Source organism: Frondihabitans australicus (assembly GCF_003634555.1).
GTDB lineage: Bacteria > Actinomycetota > Actinomycetes > Actinomycetales > Microbacteriaceae > Frondihabitans > Frondihabitans australicus.
The window spans coordinates 718,573-742,117 of record NZ_RBKS01000001.1; the positions used below are offsets into that span (position 1 = coordinate 718,573).

21 protein-coding genes are annotated in these 23,545 nt (G+C 69.6%); 10 read left to right on the forward strand and 11 right to left on the reverse strand.

What is annotated here, in order from left to right; translation table 11 throughout:
- Together C8E83_RS03310 and C8E83_RS03315 are read right to left on the reverse strand one after the other, a co-directional pair.
- Positions 1-621 carry a DedA family protein gene (locus tag C8E83_RS03310; protein ID WP_121371707.1) on the reverse strand — a complete coding sequence of 207 codons (621 nt, stop codon included), beginning with the start codon at positions 619-621 and terminating at the stop codon, positions 1-3.
- A 230-nt stretch (positions 622-851) separates the two neighbouring features.
- Positions 852-1,430 (reverse strand): TetR family transcriptional regulator, encoded by a 579-nt coding sequence (locus C8E83_RS03315; RefSeq protein WP_121368428.1) that lies wholly within the window; start codon positions 1,428-1,430, stop codon positions 852-854.
- A gap of 144 nt (positions 1,431-1,574) precedes the next feature.
- Here C8E83_RS03315 and C8E83_RS03320 point away from each other — a divergent pair, with 144 nt between their 5' ends.
- On the forward strand, positions 1,575-2,471 hold the full coding sequence (locus C8E83_RS03320) for an SDR family oxidoreductase (protein WP_121368429.1): 897 nt from the start codon (positions 1,575-1,577) through the stop codon (positions 2,469-2,471).
- Between the two features lie 82 nt (positions 2,472-2,553).
- On the opposite strand, the gene C8E83_RS03325 is transcribed toward C8E83_RS03320, so the two are convergent.
- Positions 2,554-3,387 (reverse strand): aldo/keto reductase, encoded by an 834-nt coding sequence (locus C8E83_RS03325; protein WP_121368430.1) that lies wholly within the window; start codon positions 3,385-3,387, stop codon positions 2,554-2,556.
- Between the two features lie 154 nt (positions 3,388-3,541).
- Here C8E83_RS03325 and C8E83_RS03330 point away from each other — a divergent pair, with 154 nt between their 5' ends.
- The 3 genes from C8E83_RS03330 (at position 3,542) to C8E83_RS03340 (ending at position 6,499) form a co-directional block, all read left to right on the forward strand.
- Positions 3,542-4,645 carry a glycoside hydrolase family 16 protein gene (locus tag C8E83_RS03330; RefSeq protein WP_121368431.1) on the forward strand — a complete coding sequence of 368 codons (1,104 nt, stop codon included), beginning with the start codon at positions 3,542-3,544 and terminating at the stop codon, positions 4,643-4,645.
- A 49-nt stretch (positions 4,646-4,694) separates the two neighbouring features.
- Complete coding sequence (locus tag C8E83_RS03335) at positions 4,695-5,576, forward strand: alpha/beta fold hydrolase (RefSeq protein ID WP_170159835.1); 882 nt, start codon at positions 4,695-4,697, stop codon at positions 5,574-5,576.
- Positions 5,577-5,770: 194 nt separating this feature from the next.
- The gene (locus tag C8E83_RS03340) at positions 5,771-6,499 is read left to right on the forward strand and encodes a helix-turn-helix transcriptional regulator (RefSeq protein WP_121368433.1); all 729 of its coding nucleotides are present in this window, start codon (positions 5,771-5,773) and stop codon (positions 6,497-6,499) included.
- A gap of 73 nt (positions 6,500-6,572) precedes the next feature.
- On the opposite strand, the gene C8E83_RS03345 is transcribed toward C8E83_RS03340, so the two are convergent.
- Both C8E83_RS03345 and C8E83_RS03350 read right to left on the reverse strand, forming a co-directional pair.
- Positions 6,573-8,555, reverse strand: a complete 1,983-nt coding sequence (locus C8E83_RS03345; protein ID WP_245981381.1) for an MDR family MFS transporter — start codon at positions 8,553-8,555, stop codon at positions 6,573-6,575.
- Between the two features lie 235 nt (positions 8,556-8,790).
- A complete protein-coding gene (locus tag C8E83_RS03350) occupies positions 8,791-10,563 on the reverse strand; it encodes a fibronectin type III domain-containing protein (RefSeq protein WP_121368435.1) in 1,773 nt (590 codons plus the stop codon).
- Between the two features lie 193 nt (positions 10,564-10,756).
- Here C8E83_RS03350 and C8E83_RS03355 point away from each other — a divergent pair, with 193 nt between their 5' ends.
- A complete protein-coding gene (locus C8E83_RS03355) occupies positions 10,757-11,446 on the forward strand; it encodes a hypothetical protein (protein WP_121368436.1) in 690 nt (229 codons plus the stop codon).
- A gap of 27 nt (positions 11,447-11,473) precedes the next feature.
- Here the strand turns inward: C8E83_RS03355 and C8E83_RS03360 are convergent, their stop codons facing one another.
- Positions 11,474-11,881, reverse strand: coding sequence for a hypothetical protein (locus C8E83_RS03360; protein WP_121368437.1), 408 nt, complete (start codon positions 11,879-11,881; stop codon positions 11,474-11,476).
- 178 nt (positions 11,882-12,059) lie between these two features.
- Here C8E83_RS03360 and C8E83_RS03365 point away from each other — a divergent pair, with 178 nt between their 5' ends.
- Positions 12,060-13,022: a hypothetical protein gene (locus C8E83_RS03365; RefSeq protein WP_121368438.1), complete on the forward strand. Its 963-nt coding sequence runs from the start codon at positions 12,060-12,062 to the stop codon at positions 13,020-13,022.
- 225 nt (positions 13,023-13,247) lie between these two features.
- Here C8E83_RS03365 and C8E83_RS03370 read toward each other — a convergent pair whose 3' ends face one another.
- The 3 genes from C8E83_RS03370 to C8E83_RS03380 all read right to left on the reverse strand — a co-directional run bounded on the left by C8E83_RS03370 (position 13,248) and on the right by C8E83_RS03380 (position 16,598).
- Positions 13,248-13,967 (reverse strand): ABC transporter ATP-binding protein, encoded by a 720-nt coding sequence (locus C8E83_RS03370; RefSeq protein ID WP_245981872.1) that lies wholly within the window; start codon positions 13,965-13,967, stop codon positions 13,248-13,250.
- Positions 13,968-13,972: 5 nt separating this feature from the next.
- The gene (locus C8E83_RS03375; RefSeq protein ID WP_121368439.1) at positions 13,973-15,520 is read right to left on the reverse strand and encodes an ABC transporter permease; all 1,548 of its coding nucleotides are present in this window, start codon (positions 15,518-15,520) and stop codon (positions 13,973-13,975) included.
- Positions 15,521-15,695: 175 nt separating this feature from the next.
- Positions 15,696-16,598: a helix-turn-helix transcriptional regulator gene (locus C8E83_RS03380; protein ID WP_147430070.1), complete on the reverse strand. Its 903-nt coding sequence runs from the start codon at positions 16,596-16,598 to the stop codon at positions 15,696-15,698.
- Positions 16,599-16,782: 184 nt separating this feature from the next.
- Here C8E83_RS03380 and C8E83_RS03385 point away from each other — a divergent pair, with 184 nt between their 5' ends.
- The 4 genes from C8E83_RS03385 to C8E83_RS03400 are packed head-to-tail and all read left to right on the forward strand — an operon-like array spanning position 16,783 to position 22,488.
- Positions 16,783-18,117 carry an ABC transporter substrate-binding protein gene (locus C8E83_RS03385; protein WP_121368441.1) on the forward strand — a complete coding sequence of 445 codons (1,335 nt, stop codon included), beginning with the start codon at positions 16,783-16,785 and terminating at the stop codon, positions 18,115-18,117.
- A 4-nt stretch (positions 18,118-18,121) separates the two neighbouring features.
- The gene (locus C8E83_RS03390) at positions 18,122-19,060 is read left to right on the forward strand and encodes a carbohydrate ABC transporter permease (RefSeq protein ID WP_245981383.1); all 939 of its coding nucleotides are present in this window, start codon (positions 18,122-18,124) and stop codon (positions 19,058-19,060) included.
- Positions 19,057-19,884, forward strand: a complete 828-nt coding sequence (locus tag C8E83_RS03395; protein WP_121368442.1) for a carbohydrate ABC transporter permease — start codon at positions 19,057-19,059, stop codon at positions 19,882-19,884. The genes C8E83_RS03390 and C8E83_RS03395 overlap by 4 nt, the downstream gene beginning before the upstream one ends.
- A 36-nt stretch (positions 19,885-19,920) precedes the next feature.
- A complete protein-coding gene (locus C8E83_RS03400; RefSeq protein WP_121368443.1) occupies positions 19,921-22,488 on the forward strand; it encodes a glycoside hydrolase family 78 protein in 2,568 nt (855 codons plus the stop codon).
- Between the two features lie 15 nt (positions 22,489-22,503).
- Here C8E83_RS03400 and C8E83_RS03405 read toward each other — a convergent pair whose 3' ends face one another.
- Positions 22,504-22,905 (reverse strand): hypothetical protein, encoded by a 402-nt coding sequence (locus C8E83_RS03405; RefSeq protein ID WP_121368444.1) that lies wholly within the window; start codon positions 22,903-22,905, stop codon positions 22,504-22,506.
- A complete protein-coding gene (locus C8E83_RS03410) occupies positions 22,902-23,516 on the reverse strand; it encodes a nucleotidyltransferase domain-containing protein (RefSeq protein WP_121368445.1) in 615 nt (204 codons plus the stop codon). The genes C8E83_RS03405 and C8E83_RS03410 overlap by 4 nt, the downstream gene beginning before the upstream one ends.
- Positions 23,517-23,545 lie beyond the last annotated feature (29 nt).

The following is a 23,545-nucleotide window of genomic DNA, read 5'->3' on the forward strand; positions in this document are numbered from 1 at the left end:
CTACGCCCCGGTCGGGCCCGACCGCGACTTGCGCAGGCGACGCAGCGCGCTGATGACGATCGGAACCACCGAGACGAGCACGATGAGCACCGACAGCACGTCGATGTGGTTCCGCACGAAGTCGATCTGTCCCAGGAGCACGCCGAGAGTCGTCACGACCACCGTCCAGGCCGCGGCGCCGGCCAGGTTCCACGTCACGAAGCGGCGATAGCCGTAGTCGCCGGCGCCGGCGGCCAACGGCACGTACGTCCGCACGACCGGCACGAAGCGCCCCAGCACGAGAGCCGGCCCGCCGTACTTCTGGAAGAACGCCTCGGCCTCGTCCAGGTAGCGCGTCTTGAGCAGGCGGGCGTCGGGCTTGAACAGCCTCCGTCCGGCCGTCCGGCCGAGCAGGTAGCCGACCTGGTCTCCCGCGGCGGCCGCGACGAAGGCCACGACGACGACGAGCCACACGGGCACGCCGATAACACCGCTCGCAGCCAGCAGGCCCGCGGTGAAGAGCAGCGAATCGCCGGGAAGGAACGGGAACAGGAGCCCGGACTCGACGAACACCATCAGCGCCAGGCCGATCAGCACGGCTGGGCCGAGGGAGGTCAGGAAGCTCTGCGGATCGAAGATCATGCCGCGAGCCTCGCCTGCCGTCACCAAGAATCCGCTCAGGGTCGGGCCGCCACAGCAACCCGTACCCCGATTCTTGGGCACGGTGAAGGTGACCAGAGCATGCTCGCCTCATGACGCCTGCTGAGATGGTCGAACCTCTGCCGACCGAGCCCATGGATCTCTCCGAGCTGTTCCCCGACGGCAGCCTCCGGCCCGACGCCGGCTGACCTGCTCTGCCGCAGACGCTTCGGTCAGACGGCCGGCGCGGCCTCGAGCGTGACCGAGCGCAGGTCGGCGAGCGTCGCCCGCTCGATCTCGGCCAACGAGCGCTGCTCTCCGGGCGACAGCCAGAGCCTGAACGACACGCCGAAGACGGTGACTCCCGACTGGGCGGCGAGGGAGGCCTGCGGCTCGGCGACGCCCCGTGCTCGCAGCGCAGCGGCCATGCGCTCGGCCAGCGCCGTCATCTTCAGCAGCTCGCGCTCGCGCAGGCTCGGGTTCGCCTCGATGATCGACTGCCGCAGGATCGAGTAGTCGCGCTGGCGCGTGTCGAAGAAATCCGAGGCGCCGACCACGGCGTTCGCGATCACGTTCATGGGGGAGCCTTCGGGCGCGGCGGCGATGCGATCGACGAAAGCCGACTCGAACTCGTCCTGCCCGTTGAAGATGACCTCGCGCTTGTCGGCGAAGTGCCGGAAGAACGTCCGCTCGGAGAGACCGACGGACGCGGCGATATCGGCCGCCGTCGTCTCGTCGAAGCCGCGCGACGCGTAGAGCTCGAGAGCAGCCGCCCGCAGGCGGTCCCTTGCTCCCGGTTCCCATCGCACCATGTGTTCATCCTACGTGTGCGGACGCAGTGATGACAGTGCCTGCCGTCGGGTGTACAGTGATGACTGTCACTGACAACAGTCACTGACATCAACATTCGTCACACCGGCTCGCCGTGCCGACGGGCCGCGAAGGAGACCATTCCCATGACTGTTTTCATCACCGGAGCCTCGGGCTGGATCGGCCGCCACACCGTCGACGAGCTCCTCGCCCACGGCTACGACGTCGCGGGCCTCGCCCGGTCGGACGCCTCCGCCCAGGCCCTCGAGGCCAAGGGCGCGAAGGTCGTCCGCGGCGACCTCGATGACCTCGACAGCCTCAAGCGCGGCGCCGCCGACGCCGAGGCCGTGATCCACCTCGCCAATAAGCACGACTTCGGCAACCAGGCCGAGACCAACCGGGCCGAGCGCACCGCGGTCGAGACCCTCCTCGGCGAGCTCGAGGGCTCCGGTCGCGGCTTCCTCATCGCCGCCGGCGTCGCGGGCCTCGCGCAGGGCCGTCCGGCCACAGAGAGCGACCCGTCGCCGTTCTCCGGCCCCGAGGCCCCTCGTGGCGGCACCGAGAACCTCGCCCTCGAGTATGTCGATTGCGGTGTCCGCGCGATCAGCCTGCGCTTCTCGCCGACTACGCACGGCCACGGCGACCACGGCTTCATCTCGATCATCGCGCAGGCTGCCCAGCGCACCGGCGTCTCCGGCTACATCGGCGACGGCTCGCACGGCTGGGCCGCGTGCGGCGTCGAGGACACCGCGGTGATGATCCGCCTCGGCCTCGAGATGGCGCCCTCGGGTGCGCTCCTGCACGCCGTCGCCGAGACCAGCGTGCCGACCAAGGCGATCGCCGAGGCCATCGGTGCAGGACTCAAGCTCCCCGTCGAGTCGATCGACCCCGCGAACGCCGGCGAGCAGTTCGGGTTCCTCGGGGCGTTCTTCGGCATGGATCTCTCGGCCACGAGCGTCGCCACCCGCGAACTGCTCGACTGGGCGCCGACCGGGCCGACCCTGGTCGAGGATATCGCGGCCGGGGCCTACTTCGAGGTCTGAGCCGTCTGACCCGTCCTGACGCAGGCAGGGCCGGGCGCACAGCCCGGCCCGGCCTCGCCGGCTGGAAGGCGCGCCTCTCGACCTACGCGGGCACGTAGTCGAAGACGTCAGGATCCGGCCCGGTGCGGTGTCCGCGATCCAGCGTCGTGATGTCGGTCATCTCCTCGCCGGTCAGCTCGAAGTCGAACAGGCGGAAGTTCTCCTCCACCCGCGACCTCGTGACCGACTTCGGGAACACGATGTCGCCGCGCTGGATGTGCCAGCGGAGCGTCACCTGAGCCGGGGTGCGGTCGTGGGCTCCGGCGATCCGCACGATGGTCGGGTCGTCGAGCACGAGGCCCTGCGCGATCGGCGACCACGCCTCGGTGGCGATGCCGTGCTGGACGCCGTACGCGCGCAGCTCCTCCTGGGCGAGGTACGGGTGCACCTCGATCTGGTTGACGGCCGGCGTGACGGTCGTCTCGTCGCGGAGCCGGTTGAGGTGGTGGATCGAGAAGTTCGAGACACCGATCGAGCGCGAGACTCCCTGGTGGTAGAGCTCCTCCATCGCCTTCCAGGTCGGCACGAAGTCGCTCACGGTCGGCAGCGGCCAGTGGATGAGGAAGAGGTCCATGTACCCGCCGAGGTACTCGGCCGAGACCTTGCCGGCCTCGAGTGCGGCCTCGGGGTCGTGCGCGTCGTTGTTGAGCTTCGAGGTGATGAAGACCTCGTCGCGGGGGATGCCGGACTGCTCGATCGCCTGCCCGACCTCCTTCTCGTTGCCGTACATGCGGGCCGTGTCGATGTGGCGGTAGCCGACCTCGAGGGCGGTGAGGGTGGCGTCGAGCGTGTTCTCGGGCTCGACCTGGAACACGCCGAAGCCGAGCTGCGGGATCGTCTTGCCGTCGTTCAGGGTGATAAGGGGAATGTCGGTCATGCCCCCACCCAACCATCCCGGCGAGGCGCCCTCGTTCAGACTGGGTGCGTCGCGTATGCTTCCTTCGCGGCCACCCGACTCCGCGCCACCCGACGACGCCGGCCGCATCAGCACCGCTTACCCGCCCTGCACCGCCGACCCGAAGGCTTCCCGAGTGCCTCCCGCTCCCGAGCGCCCCGACGACCCGTCGTCGCGCGCGCCCTCCGACCTCCCTCCGGAGGTCGAGCGCACGGCACACGGGCGTCGCCGCAAGACGAGCGGGGGCGACTCCGGTGCCGTCTCGAGGCGGGCCATCCTCACCGCCACCGGGGGAGCAGCCGTGCTCGGCCTCGCCGCGGTCGCCACCTACGTGACCGACCCGTTCGGCAGCCAGGCGGCGCAGGAGCCCGCGAACACCCCGACGCGCGGACCGTCTCCCCGCGCCACCACCCCGACCCCCACCCCCGAAGCCACGGAGACCCCCACGGCCGAGCCGACCCCCACCGAGACCCCGAGCGAGACCGCGACCGCGGAGCCGACTGAGTCGGCTCCTGCGCCCGCCGTAGGCGCCATGCCCGCGGGCGACGTCACCAGCTACGGGATCCGGTGGACGCCCGTCTTCTCGGAGGACTTCACGACGCCCGCCGCGACCGGGCGGGTGCTCTCCGCGTACCCGAAGATGAGCGCCTACATGTCGGGCAAGGACACCTCGGGCTATGGCGAGTACGCCCCGAACCAGGTGCTGAGCGTGCACGACTCGGTGCTCGACTTCCACCTGCACTCCGAGAACGGGCAGCCGCTCGTCGCCTCCGTGCTGCCCGACGACTACGCGCCGCACACGTACTGCCGGGTGTCGATGCGCTACCGCGTGACGTCGGCGCCGGGCTACAAGTTCGTCGGGATCCTCTGGCCGTCGTCGAACGACTGGAACCAGGGCGAGATCGACTGGCCCGAGGGCGACCTCGACGCGCGTGCGCGGCCGGCGTCGCAGGTCGTCGGGCTCCTGAACTCGGCGGGTCAGCACGTCTTCTACCCGCTCGCGCAGTGGTTCGCGCCGACCGACCAGACCGGGTTCCACGTCGCCACCACCGAGTGGAGCCGCGGAATCGTGCGCTTCTACTGGGACGACAAGCCGATCGCCGTGGTCACCCAGGGCGTGCCCACCGCGCCGATGCGCGTCACGCTCCAGGCCGAGACCTGGGTGAACGCGGGCCCGGTGCCCACCTCCGCCGACGCCCACGTCGAGGTCGACTGGGTCGTCATCTACCAGCAGGCCTGACCCGGCACCGCCGCGCGGGGTGTCGGTGGGGCGTGCCAGGATCGGGAGCGTGACCGACATCGAGACCCTCACCCTGCCCGACTCCCGCCTCCTGGACTACCGCGTGAGCGGCCCGGCCGACGGGGTCCCGCTCGTCTTCCACCACGGCACTCCCGGCTCGGTGCTGCCGATCACGGATCTCGAAGAGGCTGCGCACGCCCGCGGCCTGCGGTTCGTCACCTACTCGCGTGCCGGCTACGGCGGCTCCGGCCGCAACGCGGGGCGACGCGTCGTCGACGTGGTGCCTGACATCCAGGCCGTGCTGGCCGCGATCGGCGCCGAGAGCGCCGTCGTCGCGGGCTGGTCGGGCGGCGGTCCGCACAGCCTCGCCAGCGCCGCTCGCCTGCCCGGCGTCAAGGCCGCCCTCGTCATCGCCGGCGTCGCCCCCTACGGTCGGCCCGACCTCGACTTCCTCGCTGGCATGGGCGACGACAACCTCGACGAGTTCGGCGCCGCACTCGAGAGCGAGGCCGCCGTCCGCACCTACCTCGACAAGGCCCGCGAGGGCCTCGTCGACGTGGCGCCGGGCGACATCGTCCGCGAGATGGCATCGCTGCTGCCCGACGTCGACCGCGCAGTGCTCACCGACCGCTACGCCGACGAGCAGGCCGCGAACTTCCGCGAGGCGCTGCGAGTAAGCGCCGACGGCTGGATCGACGACGACCTGGCGTTCATCACCGACTGGGGCTTCGACCTCGACGAGATCGACGTGCCCACGTTCCTCTGGCAGGGCACCGCAGACCTCATGGTCCCGGTGTCGCACGGTCGGTGGTTCGAGCAGCACCTGCCCCGGGCGACCGTCACGATCCTGCCCGACGAAGGCCACCCCTCGATCTCGCTCGGCGCTGTCGACGCGATGCTCGACCAGCTCGTGGCCGCCGCCGGCCTGTAGCCGGGCCCGTCGGCGCGGCACGCGGGCGCGCGTGTAGGCACATCTGCCTGTTGCAGAACTCTCAGGCGCGGCTTACTCTTCAGGCGTCAGCCGCCCGGGGGTGCGGCCCCCGCGAAAGCGGACACCCGAATGATCACAGCTCCTCCTGAAACCAGAGGTGTCTCGTGCGCCCTGCTTCCACTCTCGTCCCTCCCATGGCGAGCATCCCCACCGCCTGGCTCGAGCCCGTCGTCGAGGCGGCCGTCGACGGCATCGAGAGCCCCGCGCGCGTCGCCGCGGCCCTCGCGGCCGCGATCGGCGCCGACCAGGTGCTCACTGCCGACGTCGACTTCGCGGCCGGCGTCTACGTCGTCGAAGACCCGCGATTTCCCGGCAGCCGGTACGACGCCGACGTCCTCCTCACCCCGGAGGGCATGCATCCGGCCGTCACGAGCTACCTCGACGACCTCGGCGACCGCTCGCCCCGACGTGTGTCCGACATCCTGACCGACCGTGAATGGCTCGCGACGGTCGCATACCAGCAGGTGTTCCGCGCCTCGCGGGCGCGCTACCAGCTCAGTCTCGTCACCGAGCTCACGCCGCCGAACATCGGGCGCGGCTGGGTGCTCACCCGGTCGAGCCGCGACTTCTCGGACGCCGACGTCGAGATGGCCGCGCGAATCCTGCCGGCGCTGGCCGTCACCGCCGCTCTCGCACGGAGCGTGGCGGCGAAGAAGGCGGCGCCGGCGATCCTCACCTGGCGCGAGTCCGAGATCCTGCTCTGCCTCTCCCTCGGCGCGTCGGCGGAGGAGACCGGGGCGGAGCTGCACATCAGCCCCCGCACCGTGCGCAAGCACCTCGAGAACATCTACCGGAAGCTCGAGTGCCACGACCGGATCCACGCCCTGCGGAAGGCGCGCGACCTCGGGATCCTCGGTCCGTAGCCCCGGCCGCGGACGGCGAGAGGCCCCGCCCAGCAGATGCTGAGCGGGGCCTCCCACGGCGGATCGCGGTGCGTCAGACCTCGACGCCGGCGATCGCGGCCTGCGTCTGGACCTCGGCGGTCGCGGGCTGGCCGTCGGCGACCTCCTGCAGGGCCGACTGCTTGCGCAGCGGCGGCACCTTGAAGAACCAGGAGAGCACGAAGGCCAGCAGGATCACGGCGAGACCCACCCAGTAGATCGTCACGGCCGAGTTGTTGAACCCCGTGAGGAACGGACGGGTGAGGCGCTTGTCGGCGCCGTTGAGGTACGACGTGTCGCTCGTGTCGGACGTCGACGTGGCGCTCGAGGAGCCGGACGACTTGTTGATCTGCTTGATGATCGTCGGCGCCACCTCCTTCACGACGGCCTGGCGCTGCGACGCGTTCGAGTAGTCGATCGCGAGCTTGCCGTCGATCACGCTGGCGTTCGCCTTGGTGGCCGCGGCCTGCAGGGCGGCGGTCTGGGCGGGGCCGGCGGGCACCTGCGAGGTGATCTGCGTCGTCGCCTTGTCGAGGTTCGCCTGGATGCTCTTCTCGATCGGGGAGACGATCGGGGTCCAGATCTGCTTCATGACGCCCTTGTTCTCGGACGCCGTGGCGACGGCCGGGTTCATGGCGGCGTTGAGCGCGCTCGTCAGGTCGGTCTTGTTCGCGGTCGCCGAGGCGATGTTGCCGCCCAGGATCGAGAACAGCACCGACAGCAGGACGGCCGTGCCCAGCGTTCCGCCGATCTGGCGGAAGAACGTGGCGGACGACGTCGCCACACCCATGTCGCGCGGGGCGACCGAGTTCTGGCTGGCGAGGGTGATGGTCTGCATCAGCTGGCCGATGCCGAGGCCGATGAAGAACATGCCGATCATGAGGAACCACAGCGGCTTGTCGATCGTCATGAAGGTGAGGACGACGTAGCCGACCGCGGTGAACGCGGTGCCGATCACCGGGAAGATCCGGTAGCGGCCGGTGCGCGACACGATCTGACCCGAGACGATCGACGAGATCATCAGGCCGCCGATCATCGGCAGCGTGGCGAAGCCCGACTCGGTCGGCGTGAGGCCGGTGACGATCTGCAGGTACAGCGGGATCGTCAGCATGGCGCCGAACATCGCGAAGCCGACCAGGAAGCCGAGCAGCGTGGCCATCGAGAAGACGCCCGAGCGGAACAGCTTCAGCGGGATGATCGCGTTGTCCTTCATGACCGTCTCGACGATCAGGAAGCCGATCAGGCCGAGGCCGCCGAGGACGAAGCAGGCGATGGTGCCGACCGAGGTCCAGCCCCAGGTGCGGCCCTGCTCGGCCGCGAGGAGCAGCGGGACGAGCGTGACGATGACGAGCGAGGCGCCCCACCAGTCGATGACCGGCTTGGCCTTCTTGTCGAACTTCGGCAGGTGCAGGAACGCGATGACCATGAGCAGCGCGACGATGCCGATCGGCACGTTGATGAGGAAGACCCAGCGCCATCCGGTGATGAAGAGGATCTGGCTCGCACCCGAGAAGACGCCGCCGATCAGCGGGCCGATGACGCTCGAGATGCCGAAGACGGCCAGGAAGTAGCCCTGGTACTTCGCACGCTCGCGGGGAGCGAGGATGTCGCCCATGATGGCGAGCGGCAGCGACATGAGCGCGCCGGCGCCGATGCCCTGGAAGCCGCGGAAGGCGGCGAGCATGATCATCGACGACGAGAACGACGACAGCAGCGAGCCGACGATGAACACCGAGATGCCGAAGATGTAGAGCGGGCGGCGGCCGAAGATGTCGGAGAGCTTGCCGTAGATCGGCGTGGTGATCGTCGAGGCGATCAGGTACGCCGTGGTGACCCAGGCCTGCTGGTTGAGGCCGTGGAGGTCGTCGCCGATCGTGCGGATGGCGGTGCCGACGACGGTCTGGTCGAGGGCGGAGAGGAACATGCCGGCCATGAGGCCGTAGATCACGAGCAGGATCTGACGGTGAGTCATCACCGGCTTCCTGCTGGCAGCCTCGGAGCTGCCGTGCGCCCGGGTGGGCGCGGAGACGTCTGACATTGCGGTCCTTCGGCGTGGTGGGTGAAACGAGCGTGGTGCGTGTGGGGAGGCGGCAGGGGTGCCGGTGTGCGCCGAGTGACAGCGAGACCGCCTCTTTGCGCCTCCGCAATTTTGCAACAACGCAAGATTACACGCCTTGCAGGAATTCGTCGAGTTCTCCGGCGACGAATTCGACCGCGATTTGCGAGCGGTCGCCGTGTGGGCGCAGGAGGTGTGCCGTCGGTGCGCGGATCGCTCAGGTGGCGGTGATCGTGTTCGACGCGAGTGGCTGTGCGCCGGATCCTGCGGCATTGGATGCGATCACCACGAACCAGTACTTGGCACCCTTTTTCAGTCCGCCGATCGTGAGCGTCGTCGACGTGCCGGTGACGGGCGTGCCGCCGTAGGGCGAGGAGAGGCGATAGCTCGTGATGGGCAGTCCGCCGGTGCTGGTCGGGGGAGTGAACGTGACCGTGGCCGTCCCGTTCGGCCCGGCGACGGCGTGCAGCGCGGTCGGGGCTCCCGGTGCGGTCACGACGGTCGGTGCGGTGCCGAAAGTCTTCTCGGTGACGGCGCTCACGTTTCCGCTCGTGTCGACGTCGAAGAGCGCGACGGTGTACTGCTCGTTCGCCTGCAGCGCCGGGAGGGCCGCGCTCGCGCCGCTGACGGTCAAAGGCGTCCCGCTCGTCACCGTCGCACCGCGGCCGTCGCCTTCGACGAGTCGGGCGACGACGTAGGACGAGTCACTCGACGTCGAGGCCTTCCACGTGGCCTTCGTCGACGAGACGGTGAGTGCCGTCGTCGCGGCAGGGGCCGTGGTGTCGCTCCGGTACTGCCAGAGCACGCTGCCCGTCTGCACGTGCGGGTCGGAATCGCACGTCTGGCTGAACGTGACATCGGCCATCGTGGCGAAGCCGGTCGCATCCGTCGTGAACGCCTTGACGTCTTCGCTGCCGGTCGTGTCGCAGCCGAGGCTGTGCACAGTCGCCCGCACGCCGTAGCCGTTCAGATCGAGGATGTAGCCCGTCTTCCGACTGCCGAGAGGAAGCGTGCCGTAGTTCGGGGCCTCGAGAACCACGTTCGCGATCTCGTCGCCGGTGCTCGGATCGTCCGCCTCGAACGAGTACTCGCCGCCGTGCGCCTCGTACATCGCGGCCTTGCCGGCCACCGCGGACGTCGTGACGCCCTTGTCGACCGGGTCGGAGCCGCCGACGGTGATCGACGAAGTGCCGAGGTATGCCGTTCCCGACAGTGACACCGTCTCGGTCGTCGTTCCCACAGGAATCGTCAGCGCCGCGTCAGCGGGTCCGCCCGTCGTCGGGCTGAAGCCGATGAGGAGCGAGCAGGTGGCTCCGGCCGCGAGCGAGGCACCGCACGTGCTCTGCGAGACTCGGTACGCGGCGTGAGACTGCCCCGACGTGACGGGCGTCCCGAGGGCGACCTTGGAGGTGCCCGTGTTGTGCAGCGTCTCCACGGAAGTGAGCGCGGGCGAGCCGACAAACGACTCCGGGAAGACGATGTGGCGCGAGCCGACGATGACGGCCGACGCCGACTCGTTCTCGCCGAAGCGGAACTCGCCCACGCCCTCGATCACCGCGTCGAACCGGGTGATCGTTCCGTCGGTCGGGCTCGATGCGACGTCAAGAACGTCCATGATGTCGCCCGGGGCGTGCGGCGCTGCGTCGGCAAGAGGTACGAGGGTCGTGTCGTCGCCTCCGGGGTACAGGTACGTGCCTGCTACGAGTGGCTTGCCGACGGGCGGAGCGACGTTGAACTGAAGGAAGGAGCCCTTCGGCGTGGCGGTGGCGAGGATTCCGCGGGTCGTGTCGGCGTAGCTGAAGGTGAAGCCCGAGTCGGCGAACGACTGCGCACCCGCCACGTAGGGGTTCGCAGCCGCGAGCTGGATGATCGCGTTCGGCTTCGTGATCACGGGCGCGGACGCCTGCGCGACGCCGGCCGAGCTCAGTCCGACGGCCGCCAGGGCGCCGGCGGTGATGGCAACAGCCGCCACCAGAGTGGTTCTCTTCATCGTGATCCCTCTCCGCCGTCCGGGCGGCGGGCCCCTGTGCAGGATCAAGCGACTCTGCTCCTGGCTGAACTTTATTGCGCAGTGTGCACGTCGTCGGGTGGAACAGGGGTGAGATCGGGGGTGGAACCGCTCTGTGCGACGGTCGAGCGGCACGGACGGCTCCGGCTCGTGGCGGTGCGCCTACAGTGGCCGGGTGAGCACAGGCGACGATCGGCGACGGCGGCTGCAGGAGGCGGCCTTCGGCGGCGACGCCACCGACGAGCAGCGCCGTTTCGCCGCTGCCGAGCTACGGCGCCTCGCGAAGAGCCCCACCGGGTCGCAGGAGCCGGTCCCTCCCGCGCCACGACGCACGTGGCCGATCATCGTCGCCACGGCGGTCGTGGCGCTGGCGGTGGGCGCGGGCGCCGGCTGGGCGGTGGGGCACGCCGGGCGGGGCGGGCCCGTGGCGGCGTCGGCCCCGTCGGCGTCCGGCGATCCTGCGGCCACGTCGCGGCTCGAGGGCGGGGACCCGGCCGTCGTGCCGTCCGCGCAGACCCGGGAGGCCGCCGCCGACGCCCTGCTGGCGACGTCGAGGTCGTCGTCGGACGCCCTTCCGTCGCCCGCCAGCACCGACGGCCGCATCGTCGCCGCGACGAGCCACCTCGTCACGACGAGCGCGCAGGGGGAGCGGCTCTACATCGCGCGGCGATCCGGTGCCGCGGGCGGATTCTGCTTCGTGACCGTCTCGGACGACCACTCGTTCGGCGAGACGTCGGAGAACGCCACGTGCACCTCGCCGGCGAGCTTCGATCAGCGTGGGCTGACGCTCGCCTCCGCCGGCTACACCGCCGTGTGGGCGGGCGGGAAGGTGAGCGTCACCGTCACGAACGGGTCGGGCGGCTAGCTCGCCGGACTCCCACTCGAGGCGTCGCTACAGGGCGGCGCGGGCCGTCTGGGCGTCACGCCACAGCGCCTCCGCCCGGTCGCGGTCGAGCCGCTGGCCGTGCGACATGAGGTCGTGCACGACGTCGCCTTTCGTGGCGCCGCACCACGTGGCGCCCGTGCCGCGGCAGGTGCATCGCTCGTCGTCGCCGTCGACGAACGACGCTGCGGGTTGACGCTGGAGGCCCGGGTGCGGGTCGGCGGCGAGGGCGCGGCAGGGCGGGACGACCACCGGCGGCTCGGACGTTGCCTCGGAGAGCGCTGCCGCTGCTCCTGCGCCCATCACCCGCCGCATGAAGCGCACGTTCTCGCCGAACTGCCGTGCGAACCGTGTCCGCCCGACCGCCTTGGCGACCTTCGCCGAGCGCAGGGCCGCCTGGTCGAGTCTTTCGCCCATCCGTGCCTCCTCGTGCGGGTCGCGTGTCGTCGTCCGTTCCGACAGCATACGTCGCGCACCCGGCGGTCCTGCCCGCGCCCGGTCGACGGTTCCTCCCCAGCGCGCCGGGATGTGCCGCTGTCCACAGGTCGGGGGCAGGGCGCAGGATCGGGCGGCCGTCGCCCGCGATCCTGCACCCATGCTCCACGATCTCGAGGTCGACTCTGCCGACGCCCTCCCACCCCTGCCCGCGCTCTTCCGCGCCTCCGTGCACGGCCCGGACTCGCGGGAGACCAGGCGGATCAGTCGCGGCGCGGCTTCGGCCGACTTCGTGATCGTCCACCCGGGCGTCGGCGTTCGCAGCGTCGACTGGGCGGGACTCCGGCCACGCGAGCGGCATCGGCTGCACGTGCGTGCGGCGGCGGGATCGCTTCGGCCTCGGCTCGTGGCCTCGCATCGCTCCGCGGCGGCGATCCACGGCCTGCGAATGCTCGGACCGTGGCCGAAGCGCGTCCACTTCATCGACCCGCTCCGCACATCCGACCAGGCATGGTCGCGCGTCGTGAAGCACGCCGGCCCCCTCGACGACTGCGAGATCGAGGTCGTCGACGGCGTGCGGGTCACGACACTCGCCCGCACCCTGGTCGACCTCGCGCTGACGGAGCGATTCGCGGGCGCGGTGATTCCGCTCGACGGAGGTCTGCGCCGTGCTGGTGTCTCGACGGAGTCCCTTCTCGACCTGGTGGCCGCGCGAGCCGTCGCGCGGGGTGTTTCGGCGGCCCGGGCAGCGATCGAGTTCGCGTCGCCGCAGTCCGACTCGGGCGGCGAGTCGTGGTGCCGGTGTCGTCTTCTCGAGCTCGGCGCGCCGACGCCGGAGCTGCAGCACGTGTTCGGGCACGGCTGCGACCGGGTCGGTCCGGTCGACTTCTGGTGGGAGAAGCAGGGCGTCGTGCTCGAGTTCGACGGCGTCCAGAAGTACCTCGACGAGCGCTTCCGCAACGGGCTCTCGGCGGACGAGGTCGTCGTCCACGAGCGGAGGCGTGAGCGCAGGATTCTGGCGCGGCCCGAGGTCCGAGACGTGCGGCGCGCGGAATGGGGCGATGTCGTCGACATCAGGCGCCTGCGACGCCAGCTCGTCGAAGCCGGCGTCCCCGTGAAGTGACTCGCCGCACCCGCCTTGCCGCTAGGCAGGAGAGCGCCTCGCCCCAGCACCAAATTTCGGACACAACACCGACAAGATCGTTGGAGTCGTGTCCGGAATTTGGGTGGGGGAGGAGGCGACTTCGCCCCAGCACCACATTCCGGACACAACTCCGACGAAAGTCGTGGAGTTGTGTCCGGAATTTGGGTGGGGGGGTGGGTGGAGGAGGAGGGGTGCGCGTGGCCGCTACGCCTCAGAGACCTGGCCCGCGTCGATACGCAGACGGCGCTCCGCCCGCGCGGCGACGGCCGAGTCGTGCGTCACGATCACGAGCGTGAGCCCGCGGCTCGCCCACACGCCGAGCAGCAGCTCCATGATGTCGTCGCGCGTGCGCTCGTCGAGGCTGCCGGTCGGCTCGTCGGCCAGGAGCACGGTCGGCTCCTTGACGAGGGCCCGCGCGATCGCGACGCGCTGCTGCTGGCCGCCCGAGAGCTCCGACGGCAGATGGTCGGCCCGGGGTGCGAGGCCGACCGACTCCAGCGCGGCGTGCGCCCGGGCCTGCCGCTCTGGCCGGGAGAGCGTGCTCCAGGCGAACGCCGTCTCGACGTTCTCCGCGGCTGTCAGAGTGGGGATGAGGTTGAAGCCCTGGAACACGAACCCGATCTCGGTGCCGCGAATCCTGGCGAGGTCGCGGTCGCCCTGCGTCGACAGCTCGTTCCGGCCGAGCGCCACCCGGCCCGTCGTCGGCCGGTCGAGGGCGCCGAGCATCTGCAGGAGCGTCGACTTGCCCCCGCCGGTCGGGCCCTGGATCGCGACGGACTGCCCGCGAGGGATCGCGAGGTCGATGCCGCGCAGGGCCTCGACCGTGCGCTTCTTCTGCTGATAGGTCTTCGTCACCGCGGTGAGCGAGTACGCGAGCTCGACGGGGACGGGGGTCGCTGCGCCGGGAGCCGGCGTCAGCGTCACGCCGCTCACGCGACGCTCCGGAGAGCGGCGGCGGGGCGGAGTCGCGAGGCGCGCCAGCCGCCGATGGCGCCGGCGAGGAGTCCGCCGAGCACGGCGATGCCGACCGCGATCAGCACGATGTCGAGCGTGAAGGGGATGTGGAGGACGATGTCGGACGCGGTCTGCGCGGCGGTCGACAGGGCGCCCGGCGCGCCTCCTGATCCTGGGCCCCCACCTGGCCCACCGGATCCGGAGGCCTGCGTCGTCGCCGTCGAGAGCGTCGGCGAGATGACATCGACCACCAGGATCGCGGCCACGCCGACCACAGCGCCGATCGCGCCGCCGATGAGCCCGTTCACCAGAGACTCGCCGGCCACCTGCCGCACGATCCGGCCGTTCGACCAGCCGATCGCCTTGAGCGTGCCGAACTCGCGGGTGCGGCGGCTGACGCCGGAGACGGTGAAGAGGATCGCGATGACGAACGCGGCGAGGAGGACGATCAGCGACAGCCACGTTCCGAGGCTCTTCACGAGCGACGCGACGGTCGACAGCGATCCGGAGATGGTGGAGGCCAGCTCGGACTCGGTCGACACGGTGGCCTTCGGCAGCGCCTTCTCGATCGCCGACTGGATCGACGAGACGTCGGATGCCGAGTCGGCGGAGACGTAGATCGTCGAGATCTTGCCGGTCTCGCTGGAGAGCTTCTGGGCCGTGTCGAGCGGGATGTAGGTGTCGGCGGCGGTCGAGGACGACGACGAGGTCGACTTCACGATGCCGACGACGGTGAACTTCGTGCCGCCGATGGTCATGGTCGAGCCGACCTTGAGGCTGTTCGAGGTGGCGTAGGTCTTGTCGACCACGACGACGTCCTTGCCGTCGTCGGCGGTGGTGAGGTAGCGGCCGCTGGAGAGGCTGGTCGACGACATCGGGCCGACGCTCGTCGTGCCGGGGTTGATGCCGGTGACGGTGAACGAGTCGACGCTGAAGGACGACGAGCCGGTGGACGAGCCCGACGACGACGAGCCCGACGACGACGAGCCCGACGACGACGAGCCAGAGGACGACGACCCCGAGGACGAGGAGCCCGACGACGACGAGCCGGACGTGCCCGACCCCGGCGCCCCGCTCGGGATCGACCCCGAGAACGAACTGTCGGTGAGCGAGAGCGTGGCGGTGGCAGCCTTCACGCCCGACACCTTCTCGACTGTGGCGAGGGCGCTCGACGCATACGTCGCGGTGCCCATCGTCGTCGTCAGGCGATCCTGCGCCAGCTTCGTGGTGCCGGACGACGACGAGCCGGAGCCGGACGACGAGGAGCCCGACGAGCTCCCCGATCCTGAGCCGAAGGAGAACCTCTGCCCGCCGTTCGACGATGCGGTCGCCGCCTGCGTGACCGTGATGTCGGTGCCGACGCCGTAGACGCTCGAGAGGGCCGTTGACTGCGCGTTCTGCACGCCGGCCGAGAAGCCGTTGACGACGATGACGAGGGCGATGGCGAGCGCCATGCCGAGGGCGACGATGATGCTCTGCTTCTTGCGGTTGCCGAGCTCACGTCTCAGATACGTGATGAACAAGGGGGACTCCTCCGGATCGGGGTGATCCCGTCACGGTAGGAAGAGCGCCTTTGCCCGCCCCCTCCCGCGACTTGGAGAACCGCAAGAGAGCGTCCAGGATGCGCCAAGCAGACGTCAAGCGAAGCCCATGCGGCCCGAGGCGGCCCGATGGCGCCAGCAGCCCGCGCCGCGCGACTCAGACCTCGACGAGCCCCCGGTGGTCGCGCCGGTACGCCCGCGGCGTCGTCCCCGTGATCCGTCGGAACGTCCGCCCGAAGTGCGACAGGTCGCGGAACCCGCTCGCCGCCGCGATCTCGGCGATCGGCCGGTTGCTCGATCGCAGTTCCGACACCGCGTGCCGGATCCGGAGGCGCGTCGTGTACTCGACCACCGGCACCCCGACGCGCTGCGAGAAAGCTCGCGAGAAGTACGTCCGCTCGAGGTGCGCCCGCTCGGCGAGCGACGCGAGGGTGTGCGACTCGAGGAAGGTCTGGTCGAGATACGCCCGGACCTCCTCGATCGTCGCCTCGGCCGGCGAGAGGTCGCGGTGTTCGGGCAGCAGACCGCCCTCCATCACGGCACGGGCGCACACGGTGAGCAGGAGCCGGCAGAGAGCGTCGAGCGCCTCCACCGTCCCCGCCCGAGGCTCCGCCGTCTCGCGCGCGAGGAGGTCGAGCAGGATCCGCGCCTGGGCCGCGTCGCCCAGCTCGACCTGGGTGAGTCGGGGCCGGCGTGCGGCGATCGTGTCGCCGAACGGGATCAGGGCGGCGAGGGCCCCGTCGAGCGGGGCGGCGAGCCGGGGGAGTGCGTGGCTGTCCGGGTCCAGGTAGAGGTTCACGACGTCGATGCCCGCGTCGTCCGTCACGAGGCAGTGCTTCTGGCCGGTGCTCGTGACCGAGACCGACGGTGCCGTGAGCTCGAACTCGACGTCGCCGATGACGTGGTGGCCGCTCCCGGCGAAGACGAACGAGAGGAGGACGACGTCGAGTCCGTGCAGATCGCTTTCGGGATTCACGTAGTCGGGGAACGTCTCGACGGCGAGGCCGAACTGGCGGAGTGTAGGGATCCTGCTCCGCATCCCCTCCGGCTGCGACCGCATTTCGTCCGGTTGTGACCTGTCTGTGACCTCCGGAGGAGTCTCCAGGAGGGCAACCGGTTGAAACGGTTCAAAATCGGCAACATCGCCATACATGGTCACAAGATAGTCCTAGTCGGGGCGATTTCATATGGGAATCATTGGACGCACAGCGCGACGAAGTGGTCGCAGATACGAAGGAGTATCCATGTTCTCTCGACGGTTCCTCGTCAGGGCGGCCGCCTCGGTGGTCGGCGTGACGCTCGTCGCAGGCTCGCTCGCAGCCTGCTCGGCGGGAGGCTCGAGCAGCAGCAGCGGCTCGGGTGGCAAGGTCACGATCAGCTTCCTCACCCAGAACGACTCTCAGTCGGTCGCCACCGGCAAGAAGTACATCGCGGCCTTCGAGAAGGCCTACCCGAACATCACGGTCAAGATGGACACCCAGCCCGCCGGCACCCAGGGCGACAACCTCACCAAGACGAAGCTGTCGACCGGTGAGATGGACGACGTCTTCTACTACAACGACGGCTCGCTGCTCCAGGCGCTCGACCCCGACAAGCAGCTCGTCGACCTGTCCGACCAGTCGTGGGTGAAGGGGCTCACCAAGGACTTCAAGCAGGTCGTCTCGACCTCGAAGGGCCTGTACGGCGCCCCCGTCGGCACCTCGTTCGCCGGCGGCGTCCTCTACAACAAGAAGGTCTACTCGAAGCTCGGCCTCTCGGTGCCGACCAGCTGGGCCGAGTTCATGTCGAACAGCGAGAAGATCAAGGCGCAGGATCCGAGTGTCACCCCGATCCTGCAGACCTACGGCGACGACTGGACCGCCCAGCTCTTCGTCCTCGGTGACTTCGCCAACGTGGCGAAGGCCGACCCGAAGTGGGCGTCGAACTACACCAAGGGCAAGGAGAAGTACTCCAACCAGCCCGCACTCGCCGGCTTCCAGCACCAGCAGGACACCAAGGACGCGGGCCTCTACAATAAGGACTTCGCCTCGGTCACGAACATCCAGGGCATGAAGCTCCTCGCCGACGGGAACGCCGCGCAGTACCCGATGCTCACCGCGTCGCTCGCGACCGTGGCCCAGAACGAGCCCAGCGAGCTGAACGACATCGGCTTCTTCGCTCTCCCCGCCGACAACGCGGCCGACACGCAGGCCACGATCTGGCAGCCGAACGCCTTCTACATCCCGAAGACGACCACCGGCGACAAGCTCGACGCGGCGAAGAAGTTCATCGCCTACATCTCGTCGTCGAAGACCGGCTGCAAGCTGCAGCAGTCGACCGGCGTCGTCACCGGCCCGTTCGTCAACAGCGCCTGCAAGCTGTCCGGCTCCGTCCCGGCGGCCGTCACCGACGAGCAGAAGTACTTCGACTCGGGCGCCACGTCGTCCGCGCTGGAGTTCCTCTCGCCGATCAAGGGACCGAACCTCCCGTCGATCACCGTCCAGGTCGGCTCCGGCATCTCGACCGCCAAGCAGGGCGCCGCTCTCTACGACCAGGACGTCAAGAAGCAGGCCCAGCAGCTCGGCCTCCCCGGCTGGTGATCCGATGACCACGACCACGACAGCCCTCATCCCGGACGACGTGCTGCCGGCCCGGGCCCCCTCGGGGGCCCGCCGGCGGCGGATGAAGTCGATGTACCCGAGCTGGTTCTACATCCCGGCCGCGGCACTCTTCCTCGTCTTCTTCGCCATGCCCACGTTCGCGTCGTTCTACTTCGCGTTCACGAGGTGGTCGCTCTTCGCGCACACCTTCATCGGCTGGGCGAACTTCGTCGAGTTCTTCCAGGATCCGCAGTTGACGACCGGCTTCATCAACACCTTCATCTACGGTTTCGTCACCTCGGCTGCCAAGGTCGTGCTCGGTCTGGCACTGGCGGTGCTCCTCACATCGCCAGTGCTGGGCCGGGGGTACCTCCGGGCGGTGGTGTTCTTCCCCGTCCTCGTCTCCACCATCGGCGTCGGCCTCACCTTCAAGGCGCTGCTCGACCCGTTCCACGGCCTCATCAACGGGGTCCTGAAGAACGTGTTCGGCATCACCGGCCCGGGCTGGCTGACCGACCCGCACATGGCCCTGCTCACGGTCGCGGCGGTCGACGTCTGGAAGGGCGTCGGCATCGCGACCCTGATCTTCATCGCCGGAATCGTGGCCGTCCCGCAGGAGTACTTCGAGGCGGCCCGGGTGGACGGCGCGGGATCCTGGGCCATCTTCCGTCGCATCACGCTGCCCCTGTCGCGGCCGGCGATGGGCACCGTCATCATCCTGTCGCTCATCGGCGGCCTGCGATCGTTCGACCTCATCTACGCGATGACGCAGGGCGGCCCCGGCTTCTCGAGCGACGTGATCGCGTCGGTGATCTACAAGCAGTACCAGGCCGGGTTCTTCGGCCTCTCCACGGCGGGCAACGTGATCCTCTTCGTCGTCGTCACGGCGATCATGATCCCGGTGTCGCGCCTCCTCAACGGCAAGGGAGCCGAAGAAGAATGAGACACGCACAGCGAGTCACCGTCGGCGTCGTCGCCATCGTCCTCTCCGTCGTCATCTTCCTGGTGCCGTTCGCCTTCATCCTGCTGCAGACGTTCAAGAACCCGGGCGAGGCGGGCCTGCTCAACATCAACCTGCCCTCGCACTGGCAGTTCGTCGAGAACCTCAAGGAGGTGCTCGCGGCCGACAACGGCGTGATCTGGCGGGCGCTGATCAACTCCACGACGCTCACCGTGGTGAGCGTCGCGATCATGGTCGTCTTCTCGGCGATGGTCGGGTACGTGCTGCAGCGGCGGAAGTCCCGGATCAACGCGTGGGCGAACTTCTTCATCCTGGCCGGCCTCATCGTCCCGCCCGCGGTCGTTCCGACCATCTGGGTGCTGCAGGGGCTCCACCTGTTCAAGACGCTGCCCGGCATGATCCTGATCGAGGCGACCTTCGGACTCTCGTTCTGCATCCTGCTCTTCCGCGCCTTCGTCTCGACGATCCCGAAGGAGCTCGACGAGGCCGCGATCATCGACGGGGCGGGGCCGATCCGGCTCTTCTTCACGGTGGTGCTGCCGCTCCTGCGCCCCGTCATGATCACCGTGGTCGTCGTGCAGTCGGTGGCCGTCTTCAACGACTTCACCGGGCCGCTGTACTTCCTGCCCGGCGACGACAACGCGACCGTGCAGCTGACGCTCTACAACTTCCAGAGCCAGTCGCTGAGCCAGTACAACCTGCTCTTCATGGACATCCTGCTCATCACGATCCCGCCGCTGATCATGTACCTCTTCTTCAACCGGCAGATCGTCGCGGGCATGACCTCGGGCGCCATCAAGGGCTGATCCACCTCTCCGCTCCACTCCTCACGAAAGGGCAACATGAGCACCTCCGTCGGCACCCTCCGAGCCGAGACCCGCGACGACAGCGAGTTCGTCGCGACCCCCACCCCGCGCCTCTCCTGGACCACGACCTCGTCGTCGCCCGACTGGACGCAGGAGCACGCCGAGGTCCGCCTCGACGGTGAGGAGGTGGTCGAGCTCTCCGGTCGAGACTCGGTGCTCGTGCCGTGGCCGTTCTCAGAGTTGGCGGAGCGGTCGACGCACACGGTCGAGGTGCGGGTCGCAGGATCCGACGGCGCGATGAGCGAGTGGAGCTCGCCCGTCACCGTCCGCGCGGGATTCCGCGACACTCCGTGGGCAGCACCGCTGGTGGGCCTCGACACCCCCTCGCGGCAGGCGCAGCCCTTGCTCCTGCGCCGTGTCTTCGCCGTGTCGAAGCCCGTTCGCCAGGCGACGCTGTACGCCACGGCCCACGGCGTCTACCAGGCCGAGATCAACGGCCGGGTCGTCGACGACGAGACGCTGAAGCCGGGGTGGAGCGCCTACGGCGACCGGCTGATCCACGAGACGACCGACGTCACCGCGCTCGTCGCCGAGGGCGACAACGCGATCGGCTTCTCGGTCGCCGGCGGCTGGTTCACCGAGAGCTTCGGCTTCCGCGACGGGGCGAGGCCGTTCTACGGCGCCGACCCGGCGGTGGCCGCGTCGCTCGTGATCGACTACGCGGACGGCTCGAGCGAGTCCGTCGACACCGATGGATCCTGGCTCGCCACCGGCGAGTCGCCCGTCGTCGCCAGCGGCATCTACGCCGGCGAGTCGTACGATGCCCGCCTCGAGAAGCCGGGCTGGTCGACGGCCTCGTACGACGCCTCCGGCTGGGCGCCGGTGCGCATCGACGGCGTGCCGAGCGCGACCGTCACGGCACGGGTCGCCCCCGCCGTGCGCCCGATCCAGGAGGTCGCGGTCGAGTCGGTCGTGGCGAGCGCCTCGGGCGAGCAGATCCTCGACTTCGGGCAGAACCTGGTCGGGCGGCTCAGGATCCGAGTGTCCGGCCCCAAAGGCACCGTCGTCACGCTGAAGCACGCCGAGGTGCTCGAGCACGGCGAGCTCGGCCTGCGGCCGCTGCGCGCGGCGAAGGCCACCGACACGTACTCGCTGAAGGGCGAGGGCGTCGAGGAGTGGGAGCCCGAGTTCACCTTCCACGGCTTCCGGTACGCGCAGGTCACCGGGCTCGAGTCGCCGCTCGACCCGTCGGACGTCACCGCCGTCGTCCTTCACAGCGACATGCGGCGCACCGGCTGGTTCGAGTCGTCGCACACCCTGCTGAACCAGCTGCACCAGAACGTGGTGTGGGGCATGAAGGGCAACTTCCTGTCTCTGCCGACCGACTGCCCTCAGCGCGACGAGCGCCTCGGCTGGACGGGCGACATCGAGGTGTTCTCGCCGACCGCGAGCTTCCTGTTCGACACCGACGCGTTCCTCAGCTCCTGGCTGGTCGACCTCGACCTCGAGCAGAAGGCGACGGGCACCGGCTCGGTGCCGTTCGTCATCCCGAACGTGCTGCACGACGCCGCGACGCCCGCGGCCGCGTGGGGAGACGCCGCCACGGTCGTGCCGACGGTGCTGCACGAGCGCTTCGGCGACGTCGACGTCGTCGCGCGCCAGTACGACAGCATGAAGGCGTGGTCCGACTGCCTGCTCGCTATCTCGGGCGACACTCGTCTGTGGGAGGGCGGGTTCCAGTTCGGGGACTGGCTCGACCCGGTCGCGCCGCCCGAGCATCCTGCTGATGCCGCCACCTCGCCCGACATCGTGGCGAGCGCGTACCTCTACCGGTCGGTGTCGTTCACGGCCGAGGCCGCACGGCTGCTCGGGCGTTCGGACGACGCGGAACGGTACGGCGCGATCGCCGACGAGGTGCGCGCGGCGTTCCTGGCCGCGTACGTCGACTCGTCGTCGGTGATGTCGTCGGACGCCCAGACCGCCTACGCGACCGCGATCGTCTTCGGCCTCACGGCGGACGACGCGCAGCGCGACGCGATGGGCTCGCGCCTCGCGGCGCTGGTGTCGTCGAACGACTACAGGATCGGCACCGGCTTCGTCGGCACCCCGATCATCACCGACGCGCTCACGGTGACCGGCCATCTCGGCACCGCCGAGAAGCTGCTGCTCGAGACGAAGAACCCGTCGTGGCTGTACCCGGTGACGATGGGCGCGACGACGATCTGGGAGCGCTGGGACTCGATGCTCGAAGACGGCACGATCAACCCGGGCGAGATGACGTCGTTCAACCACTACGCGCTCGGCGCCGTCGCCGACTGGCTGCACCGGACCGTCGCGGGGCTCGCCCCCGCGGAGCCGGGCTACCGCGTCGTCCGGGTGGCACCGCGGCCCCTCGACGCGCTGGAGCACGCCAAGGCCGACTTCGACTCGCCGTACGGGCGCGTCTCGGTCGGCTGGCACCGTGACGGCGACCGGGTGGTCGTCGAGGCGACGATCCCGGCCAACGCGACCGCCGAGGTCTCGCTGCCGGGCTCGTCCGAGACGCTCACGGTCGGCTCCGGCTCGCACTCGTGGACGGTCGACGCGCTGGCTGTCACCGCCTGACTCGCCGCGCGCCCGTCAGCCGGCCCGGACTGCCGTCGCGCGCACGAGCAGCGCCTCGTGCGCGCGGCGGGCCCGCGCGACGTCATCGGCCGAGACGGGCCGATAGGTGTAGCCGGCCTTGGTCTTCATCTCGAGGAGCCGGCTGAGATGGCGGGCTGCCTGGGGATCTGAGCGCCGAAGGACGTCGACCGACTCCTGATGGTTTCCCGTCGGCGAGTAATCGCCTCGGGTCTCGATGCTGATCACGTCGGCAGACGCGATGCCGGAGTGCACCGCGAGCGTGACGTAGGCGTCGCCGAACTCGCCGACGTCGTCGCTCGCCTCCTCGACGAAGAGCGCGGCAGCATCGGCGAACTGGCGCGCCTTGCGGAGTCGACCGTCGGATTCGATTCGCCCGGCCGACCGCTGCGGAGTCATCGTGGACGGACCTCGCGCCGGAAGGCGGCGAGAGAGCCGTGGATCGCGATGCCGTCGACGGCGACGGACTCGAGGAGCGGTTCGTCGCCGGCGGCACCGACGATCGTCGATCGCTCGTACTCGACGATCTGGGGATCGTTGCCGCTCCATCGGAAAACTGAGTGGGCGAATGCATCGAGATCGTCGGCCCACTCGTCGGTCATCTCGCCGTCGCGTACGAACAGGAGGTCGAGGTCGCTGGCACTGGTCATCGTCGATCGGGCAGCCGAGCCGAAGAGGATCGCGTACGTCGGGCGCAGCTGAAAGCGCGACACGGCCTCGCTCATGCGGTCGCGCAGCCGGACGGCAAGGTGAGCCAGATCGGTGATGGCTTCGGCGGCGATGTGGTCGCGGTTCAGGCGGTAGAGCATTGAGTTGCCTGCAGGCTGCGTGTCGACGACGCCCTCGTGGGCAAGCCGTTTCAGGACCTTTCGGACCCCCTCGCCCGAGCCCGACCCCGACAGTCGGCGGATGGTCGACACCGTGTACCAGTCGTCGGCCCGCGCCAGGACGGCGAGAACGTCGCCGTCGATGGTCGGTGTGACCGTTCGCAAGGGCGCTGAGAGATCCATGCCCACTATTGTACGCGAATGCACACACT